Below are 7385 nucleotides of genomic sequence, written 5' to 3' on the forward strand. Positions count from 1 at the left end.
ATGTAATGCACGAAAGATGATGGTTTTAGGTATAATGATATTCAGATTTGGCTTTTTACAATGATTCGTTCATCCCGATAATATGTCCGCCTTCCTGTAAATATCGCTTTAAGCATCCATCAGGACTTGGGGCATAAACATCATGAACTCTGGTATAACTGCTAGCAGGGCAATTGCCAGTGCAGGTCATTTTATATTCACAAACTTTGCACTCCTCAAAAGTATCTAATGAAATCTTATACCGTTCCCGGAGCCTGATGAATTCGTGATGAGTCTGCCAGACATCCCGGATTTGATCTTTGTTGATTTTACCAAGTTCAATATGAGAGAGCATTCCACAGGGGACCATTATTCCATCAGGTCGTACAGCCATTTTATGCCACATGCACCCACACCCGGTCAGATACCCTCTTCCCGGCAATGCCAAGCCTCTGCTTCGTGCGGATTCCATCTCCTGGTAATTTCTCCCCTGGGAGAGAGGACCTGCAGTTGATATTATCCGGTTTTTATAGATCTTAGCAAGATGCATCAGCTTTTCCATTGCAACAGACTGTTCAGTTGCATTGAGACTGACTTCATCTTCATGGGTGCGAGCCAGACCAAGGTGACACACACTATTTGTAGAGATAAAATCAAGTCCTATCGTATTCAGAAGTAACTTTGCGATGTTTTCGAGGTCTCCGATATTACCCCTTGTTATCGTTACTCTTGATGTTACCCTGACTCCCGCCTCCCGGAGTATGTATATTCCCTTAATGGCTCTTTCAAATGAACCCGATCCACGCATTAGATCATGAATTTCAGGTCTGGATCCATCTATTGAGATCTGCACAGAATTGCATCTGCCTGTGGATACAATGTATTCTGCCATCTTTCTGGTAATTAATGAGCCATTGGATAGAATAGAAAACCTCATCCGGTTTTTTACTATGCCATCGATCAAATCCCCTAGGTCAGTTCTGATACATGGTTCTCCGCCCCCGATAGTTATCTCCATAACCGCACATGAACCAAGTTCGGCAAAAAAAGAAAGCCAATCCTCTGTTGATATTTCATTGCCAGTATCAGCAGGACTTGTTCTATGAAAACAGTATTTGCACTGAAGATTGCACCTTGAGGTGATATCGATATCCACGCTTTTGGGCGTTTTCATTAAACGGCGGTTTTCAGGAATCATATGTTAGTTAGATCTTTTTAGCAAACCCGAGAGTTACAATCTCATCAAAGAATACCAGGATATCCTTCTCTGGATTATCTGGTAAATCTTCAAATTCTTGAGACAATGCTGACATAATGCCTGACATATCCTTTCCTTCAGTCAGACTCTTCCATATTGTGACACCTGTTGGAGTTAATCCAACTGTATCTCCGGTATCTGGGTTGAAAAGAAGTGCCCAATCATCATACTCTTCTCTTAACGACACATTAGGATGAACCTGTGGCAATGAATTATTATCTGACATAATACCTGCTATCTCCGAGTCCCTTTTTTAGAATAGGAATCCGGAACACCTAACTCATATGTATATTTATTGAGGAAGAAGAACGTTCGTAGTTCTCTGTAGCAAAAAATTAGTGTCTCTTTGAATAGTCAGTTCAACCTTCAGTAGGAGAACATTGAGATCAGAATTTTGTTAAAATTGAATCCCTTATCAACCAAAACAATAGTTCCCTGAATATACCAGATACTAATTTTCCATCGGAAAAAGGATATTACAGATTTATCGTATAATTCCGGAGAGTAGAACAAAAGTACATACTCTCCGATATACCTTTCAACCACCAGACTGGTGCGTACAGTCTTTAAGTATGGTATTCTGGATTTTAAATTAAACCATCATACCGAAAAAAAGGGATGATGTTTGGGTTTATTTCTGGAACTCTTTGATTGGACTTGGTCCAAGTTCCCGGACCTTGGCGCTGACATCTTCCATAACCTTACCCCATTTTGCACCTTCAGATGCTGAGACAAAGGTCATACGGAATCTCTTGTCGTCAAGACCGATATTTTTCATCAGAGACTTGACCATGAACATCCTCTTTGCTGCCTTGTAGTTTCCTTCAAGGTAGTGGCAGTCACCAAAGTGACATCCGGAGACAAGAACTCCGTCTGCACCGTCGACGAATGCCTTCAGGATGAAGAGCATATCAACACGGCCCGTGCACATGACACGGACACCACGGACATCTGGCGGGTACTGGATACGGGCACCACCAGCAAGGTCTGCTCCGGCATATGAACACCAGTTACAGATGATTGCCTGGATTTTTGGGTTCCACTCGTCAGACATAGTTACTCCCCTCCAAGGAGGTATGCGTCAATCTGCGCAACGATCTGTGGAGTTGTGAAGTGCTGCATCCTGATTGCACCACCTGGACAGAATCCACCACAGGTACCACAGCCTTTGCACTTTGCTTCGGTAACCTGCATGACCGTCCGCCCATCTTTCTCTATTAGATCAAGTGCACTGTACGGACAGAGTTTAATGCACATACCGCAGCCAGCACAGATATCCTGCATACACTGGGCAAAGTATGGCTCAAGTTCTACATGCCCGATGTGGATTGGAATAGATGCTGCTGATGCTGCACCTTCTGCCTGTGCTACTGTGTCTGGAATATCTTTTGGTCCCTGACAGACACCAGCGAGGAATACACCGGCGGTAGTAGTTCCACAGGGGTTCAGTTTCGGGTGTGCTTCAAGCATCCAGCCATCTGCAGAGGCTGATACACCGAACTTCTTTCTGAGGACATTTGCACCGTCGATTGGCTGGACTGCTGCTGCAAGAACTACGAGGTCACATTCAATGTCAACCGGGCGTCCGAGCAGAGTGTCTTCAGCAAAGACGTGCAGATTCTTGGTGTCAGGATCTTCGAGAATGTTGGCAACACGGCCACGGATGAACTTAGCTCCTTCGTTCTGGATACGATAGTAGAACTCCTCGTATGCCTTACCGAAGGACCTGATGTCCATGTAGAAGATGTATGCTTTGCAGCCCTCGATCTTTTCCATGATCTGGTGAGCGTGCTTGAGCGAATACATACAACAGAATCGTGAACAGTATGCTTTGCTGACGCCACCAGTGTTGTCACGTGACCCTGCACAAAGGACAAATCCGACTGCTTTCGGGGTTACTCCATCGCTTGGGCGAACCAGGTGACCTCCGGTTGGACCAGATGCACAGATGAGCCTCTCGAACTCAAGGGAATGGATAACATTCTCGTGCCGTTTGTATCCCCATTCTCTCTTCTCTTCGATTGGGATGTAATCGTATCCGGTTGCCAGGATAACAGTTCCAACCTTGTACTTGGGGAACTCGTCGACCATCTCAAGATCAATTGCCTGTTTGGTACCGCAAGCCTCGACACACAGACCACACTTGACACATGATTCGAAGTCTACAGTGTAGATCAATGGCACTACCTGAGCGTGGTTGATGTAGATGGCTTTGCGAGGAGCCATACCGAACTCGAATGCATTTGGTTTGATGACTGGACAGACACCTGTACAGTCACCACAACCATTGCAGCCGCCTCCAACGATACCCTTGGCTGCTGCCTCTACCGGGTTCATGACACCACGAGCCTTCTTACGGAGGGTTACTTCGAAGTTACCGATGTACCCTTCTACGTCTTCGACTTCATGATAGGAGAGGAGCACGATGTTCGGGTGACGTCCTGCATCCACCATTTTTGGTGCAAGAATACACTGTGAACAGTCGAGGGTCGGGAAGGTCTTGTCGAGCTGGGACATACGGCCACCAATGCTCGGAGACTTCTCTACCAGGTAGGTTGTAATACCTGCACTTGCAAGGTCGAGTGCTGCCTGGATACCACCGACACCTCCACCAACGACCATTGCTGCCTTTTCGACAGGAACTGCCTTTGGAACGAGGTCTTCGAGGTATATTGCCTTGGCAACTGCCATTCTGACCTGGTCTTTTGCCTTTGCGGTTGCTTCATCATGCATTCCGTGCATGTGAACCCAGGAGTTCTGCTCACGGATGTTTGCCATCTCAAAGCGGAACATGTTCAAGCCACCTTCCTTGGTTGCAATCCTGAACGTGGGCTCGTGAAGACGTGGAGAGCATGCTGCTACTACAATACCGGTAAGGTTGTGCTTCTCTATAGCCTCCTTAATCATTGTCTGACCAGGAGTGGAGCACATATACTGGTATTCGGCAGCGTAAGCGACATTAGGAAGTGTCTTAGCGTATTCTGCTACAGCTTTGACATCAAGGGAACCGGCAATGTTGGTTCCACAGTGACATACGAAGACACCGATTTTTGCTTCTGTATTTTCTGCCATGTCATTGCCTCCTTACAGCACCTTCTCCAGGAATGGAGCACAGTCGACTGCATGCAGATCAAGGGCAAGATCTTGTGGGCTCATACCCTGTGCAAGACCGAGCAGTTCATTGAAGTGAAGAACCGGAATGTTGTACACATCGCCGAACTTCTCTTTGATCTCAATCTGACCACGGTCAAACTGGAGCTGACAGAATGGACAGAGTTCGGTGATTGCGTCTGCACCGACTTCGGAGATATTGATCAGCTTCTCGTTGGTGATGTCGAGTGCATGGACGATATCGTATCCACGGACACCGCCACCAGCACCACAGCATTGCATCTTATTGCGGTACTGAACTGGCTCAGCGCCTACTGCTGCTACAAGTTCTTCAAACCACATTGGATTCTCAGTATCACCAAAGTGACGATCCTTCTGTGGTTTCATTAAGTGGCAGCCGTAGTGGCAGGCAATCTTTGCACCGGTCAATGGGGTGGTTACTGAGTCACGAATCTTCTGTACACCACAAACCTTGGGGTCGTAGTAGAGTTCTGCAAGGTGGAATACATCGATGGTTCCCTTGTATTCCATGTCGATCTCTTTCAGAACCTCGTTGACCTTGTTTCTGAGTTCCTCGTCATGCTTGAGAATGTGGTTGACTTCCCAGATGGACTTGTAACATCCGTTGCACACAAGTGCGATGTCCTTCTTCATCTGCTCAGCGAGGACAAGGTTTCGGGCCGCCATAGCGTACCAGACAGTCATATCGATGGAACCGAATGCACCAGGTGCCGGGCAGCAACTGGCTCCTTGTAGTGGAACAAGATTGATTCCAACCTTTTTACTGGCCTTTATTGCAGCTGCTTCACAGCCGGGGTACCGGTTTGGAGCAATACAACCGAGGAACAATGCATAATCGCGCAACTCAGGAATGGCTTGCATATTTTAGTCCCCCTTGAGGATGCGGTCAGCGTTCGCTTTCAGTCCGTAGTGGTCCAGAATCTTCTGGATACCCTTGATATATTCGGGGTACATGTGAGTTGTTGGTGGATCAGCTGTCAGACCAAGTCTAACTCTGGCTGCCCGGTTGACATCGTTGTTTGGAACACCGTGACCGGAGTTGTAGATTAACTGGACGGTCTGGAGGAAGTTGCGTGGAACAATGTCTTTCTTGAATGCAAGGTTCCGCATTGCCATGATGACATCTGTTGGAGCGATGTCACGTGGGCACCGGTCAGTGCATGAATAACAGGTGGTACATAACCAGAGATCTGGGTCTGTTAAAGCTTCATTCTCTAGTCCGAGCACATTCCGGCGCATGAACAGGCGGATCCTGTATGTGCTGCGGGGTGCAGATGGGCAGGAACCGGTGCAAGTACCGCACTGGTAGCACATATTTGCGATCGTGCGGCTTGTCTTTAAAACGTCCTTTGTGAACTCAGGATTTGACTGACTGTTGTGATATCTTGTGTCAGCAAGCTTCTTGTTCAGTTCAGGGTTGTCGTAACTTTTTGCAGCCATTTCAATCCTCTTTTACTGGCCGACCACCTTAAGTTCGACCGAGCCCATACCTGATGCCTTTTCCCGGACCATAGAGGTTCTGGCAGTGCATAGTTTGGCTTTGACCTTCTTGAACAGGTCAGTCTCCTTGCCCTTGATTCTGATTGAATCGCGTCTGAGGTAGATGATATCCTCACCAGGACAGGCGTTTACACAGGCGCCACAGAGGATACAGAAGTCCTTGTTGACTGCGATGTTTGCCTCGATCTTACCATGCATCTCCTTTGCAGGAAGTGGGGTAGGCATATATATTGCATTTGCGGGGCAGACATCGGCACAGGTTGAGCAGCCACCCGGACATTTTTCTGGATGGAAGGTGATCTCTCCCTCAAAGATCTTGTTGACAGTGATGGCTTCGGTTGGGCAGTTAATGGCACACCAGCGACAGGTGCAACAATCATCATCGATGATGCTGACCTTTCCAAGGTTTACCTTACCTGCCATCTCACGGGTTACTTTGATAGCATCGTTTGGACATGCCTCTGCACAGACATTACATCCGTCACAGTAATCGCTGTCCCAGAGAACCTGGCCTTCAACCTTTCCAACTTCTGGGGTGTATGGTTTGTGCTCAACAGTTAATGCCTGACAAAGGTTACCGCAGATACCACACTTGGTGCATTTCTCAGTGTCGACCTCGAAGTCAATCTTTAAATTGACTCCCTGACCCTTGGCCAGACCCTCACAGTCCTGACCTTCAAAGAGTGGGACATCGCGGTCGATTGCATCACGTGGGCAGACATCCTGGCAGATGTTGCAGCGGACACACTTCTCTTCATCGATGGATGTGCCCTTATCATAGGTTGGGAATCCCTCTTTTTCGAGAATTGGGAGCCGCTCTTCTCCATTGATCTTCAGGGTGAGAGATGTGAAGGGGCACATGATGACACAAACACCACAGTATGAGCATTTTGTCTCATCAATGTGGACGCTTGCTGCATCACAGACCAGACCACGCTGGACTCCTCCCACAGCTCCAACAGCTATTGCTTCTTCTGGACATACATCACGACAGATTCCGCAGCCAGTGCAGATATCATTGTCGAGGATGAGGTTGTTGACCTGCTGAAGAAGCCGCTGCTCCATGATAACCCGGGATCCATCATAGGATTTCGAGTACTTCGGAAACAGTGTTGACATTAAGATACCTCGTAAGTGTTCACAATTTCGGTTCTAATAATATTCCCGGACTGCCTCAGGCGAATGCCTTCTCCGGCGTCTGTCCTGAAAGCTGAATCACATCGTACGGGCATGCATCAACGCAAATCCCACATCCGGCGCAAAGTTCATGATTAATATCAAGAATAATTGCATCGCCATTTACGACCTTATATATCTTATCGGTCGCAGAGGCATCAGATGGAGAGATTGTGCTGAGTTCCAGTGCATTGACCGGACATGCCACCACACAATTGTTACAGCCGGAACATCGCTCCATGTTCACATGTACTGCAAATGCCATATCTTACGCACCAGCCTGATCGATTAAAATCGACTGCACAAAGGTTGTAGGAAAATATAGATAAAGGTATTGAAT

General features: G+C 47.3%; 8 protein-coding genes. All 8 read right to left on the minus strand.

The genetic code is table 11. From position 1 onward, the window contains the following. Positions 1-55: 55 nt before the first annotated feature. On the minus strand, positions 56-1153 hold the full coding sequence (gene scmE, locus VN429_RS02730) for a SynChlorMet cassette radical SAM/SPASM protein ScmE (protein WP_325629531.1): 1098 nt from the start codon (positions 1151-1153) through the stop codon (positions 56-58). A 31-nt stretch (positions 1154-1184) separates the two neighbouring features. Continuing rightward, complete coding sequence (locus VN429_RS02735) at positions 1185-1463, minus strand: PqqD family peptide modification chaperone (protein WP_325629533.1); 279 nt, start codon at positions 1461-1463, stop codon at positions 1185-1187. A gap of 405 nt (positions 1464-1868) precedes the next feature. Continuing rightward, complete coding sequence (locus tag VN429_RS02740; RefSeq protein ID WP_325629535.1) at positions 1869-2291, minus strand: hydrogenase iron-sulfur subunit; 423 nt, start codon at positions 2289-2291, stop codon at positions 1869-1871. A 2-nt stretch (positions 2292-2293) separates the two neighbouring features. Continuing rightward, positions 2294-4309 (minus strand): CoB--CoM heterodisulfide reductase iron-sulfur subunit A family protein, encoded by a 2016-nt coding sequence (locus VN429_RS02745; protein WP_325629537.1) that lies wholly within the window; start codon positions 4307-4309, stop codon positions 2294-2296. A 12-nt stretch (positions 4310-4321) separates the two neighbouring features. Further along, the gene (gene hdrB, locus VN429_RS02750; RefSeq protein WP_325629539.1) at positions 4322-5230 is read right to left on the minus strand and encodes a CoB--CoM heterodisulfide reductase subunit B; all 909 of its coding nucleotides are present in this window, start codon (positions 5228-5230) and stop codon (positions 4322-4324) included. A gap of 3 nt (positions 5231-5233) precedes the next feature. After that, positions 5234-5809 (minus strand): CoB--CoM heterodisulfide reductase subunit C, encoded by a 576-nt coding sequence (gene hdrC / locus VN429_RS02755; RefSeq protein ID WP_325629541.1) that lies wholly within the window; start codon positions 5807-5809, stop codon positions 5234-5236. 12 nt (positions 5810-5821) lie between these two features. Continuing rightward, entirely contained in the window at positions 5822-6988 is a 1167-nt protein-coding gene (locus VN429_RS02760) for a 4Fe-4S binding protein (RefSeq protein ID WP_325629543.1), read from the minus strand. 55 nt (positions 6989-7043) lie between these two features. Further along, entirely contained in the window at positions 7044-7310 is a 267-nt protein-coding gene (locus VN429_RS02765) for a 4Fe-4S binding protein (protein WP_325629545.1), read from the minus strand. Positions 7311-7385: the final 75 nt, after the last annotated feature.

The organism is Methanospirillum sp., assembly GCF_035560735.1.
In the GTDB taxonomy this organism is placed as follows: domain Archaea; phylum Halobacteriota; class Methanomicrobia; order Methanomicrobiales; family Methanospirillaceae; genus Methanospirillum.

What these genes read in the sequence shown, in the direction of transcription:
- scmE (WP_325629531.1), bottom strand. Translation starts at nt 1,153, where the DNA reads ATGAAAACGCCCAAAAGCGTGGATATCGATATCACCTCAAGGTGCAAT.
- VN429_RS02735 (WP_325629533.1), bottom strand. Translation starts at nt 1,463, where the DNA reads ATGTCAGATAATAATTCATTGCCACAGGTTCATCCTAATGTGTCGTTA.
- VN429_RS02740 (WP_325629535.1), bottom strand. Translation starts at nt 2,291, where the DNA reads ATGTCTGACGAGTGGAACCCAAAAATCCAGGCAATCATCTGTAACTGG.
- VN429_RS02745 (WP_325629537.1), bottom strand. Translation starts at nt 4,309, where the DNA reads ATGGCAGAAAATACAGAAGCAAAAATCGGTGTCTTCGTATGTCACTGT.
- hdrB (WP_325629539.1), bottom strand. Translation starts at nt 5,230, where the DNA reads ATGCAAGCCATTCCTGAGTTGCGCGATTATGCATTGTTCCTCGGTTGT.
- hdrC (WP_325629541.1), bottom strand. Translation starts at nt 5,809, where the DNA reads ATGGCTGCAAAAAGTTACGACAACCCTGAACTGAACAAGAAGCTTGCT.
- VN429_RS02760 (WP_325629543.1), bottom strand. Translation starts at nt 6,988, where the DNA reads ATGTCAACACTGTTTCCGAAGTACTCGAAATCCTATGATGGATCCCGG.
- VN429_RS02765 (WP_325629545.1), bottom strand. Translation starts at nt 7,310, where the DNA reads ATGGCATTTGCAGTACATGTGAACATGGAGCGATGTTCCGGCTGTAAC.